2 protein-coding genes are annotated in these 1,206 nt (G+C 38.4%); one reads left to right on the top strand and one right to left on the bottom strand.

From position 1 onward, the window contains the following. On the top strand, window positions 1-546 hold a 546-nt coding region (locus DB41_RS06005; RefSeq protein WP_155117594.1), incomplete at its 5' end, for an ISAs1 family transposase. 200 nt (window positions 547-746) lie between these two features. Here the strand turns inward: DB41_RS06005 and DB41_RS06010 are convergent. Further along, window positions 747-1,206, bottom strand: a 460-nt coding sequence (locus DB41_RS06010) for a transposase (RefSeq protein ID WP_155117595.1), incomplete at its 5' end; no start/stop codon positions are given.

The following is a 1,206-nucleotide window of genomic DNA, read 5'->3' on the forward strand; positions in this document are numbered from 1 at the left end:
GTAGGAATTAAAGGTAACCAAGGCCATCTTAAAGCAGAAGCGTATAACTTCTTTGAGCAAGCAAAAGCGGTTAATTACCAGGGAATAGAGGGAATAACTCGAGAGGAAACTCATGAGAAAAATCGTGGTCGCATAGAAAGTCGTCATGTGTGTGTAGTCAATGCCTTACAGTGGCTTCCCCAACGGGAGAAATGGCATTTGCAGTCCATAATTGAAGTACGTTCTGAACGGAAGGTAGCAGATAAAGTAGAACAAGCTATCCGCTATTATGGATCTAGCCGAAAAGCAGGGGCCAAAGAATTTGCCAAGTGGATTCAAGCGCACTGGGCGATAGAAAATAGTTTGCACCATGTAATGGACGTAGTTTTTAAAGAAGATGCTTCATTAAGTGATGTAGGCTTTAGTGCTGAAAACATGGCTCTAATCAGACGCTTAGCTACTAATATAATAAGAACGATGGATTCAGGGCGAGGGATTACCGATGCTAGACAAAATGCCACTTATGCACCTAATTATTTGAGAGAATTACTAGGTAGTTCGACCTGATTTACTCTAAAAAATTTCTTCATCGTATCAATTTTAGAAAGAAAAAATGTAAATTTTCTTTTAGTGGTAAGCTAAAAAAGTAAAAATCCAAGAATTTTTGTTAGTGAGAATGAAAATTGGCTAAAATTTAAGAGTTTTAGCGTAGGAGGTAGCCTTCAAGATAGGTTTTTAAAGCAATTTGAAGAAGAAATTAAGCTTTTTTAGCCTGAATAAAGACGTTTGGGAGAAGTTTGAGCGACTAGCCAGTTATAGATTAAACGCATATTATGGCCAATCCCACATAAAATGGCGTTATAACGATCTCCCCATAGGCCTTTAAGGTGGTTACGACCAAGCTTGCCATCATTCTTCATATGGCCGATATGAGGTTCTATGGCTTGGCGTCTTTTGATTTGGGTTTTAATCCATTTGGTGAGGCCTTTTCTTTGCCCAGAGATAAATATAGTTTTACCTTCTACTGTATGGCCTCGATAACCTTTATCTACAAATGCTACTTCAATATTCTTACCGCTGTTGTTTTGAGCATTTTTAATAGCTTCTTCAAGGGTGTGCCCATCGTATGGGTTGCCATGAATGGCCCTAAGATCTAAAGTTAATCCCTCTTGATGAGTGATGACTAGCGAAGCTTTGCAGCCAAATTCATATTTTTTCTCTACTTTA

The organism is Neochlamydia sp. TUME1, from assembly GCF_000813645.1.
Taxonomy (GTDB): Bacteria; Chlamydiota; Chlamydiia; order Chlamydiales; family Parachlamydiaceae; genus Neochlamydia.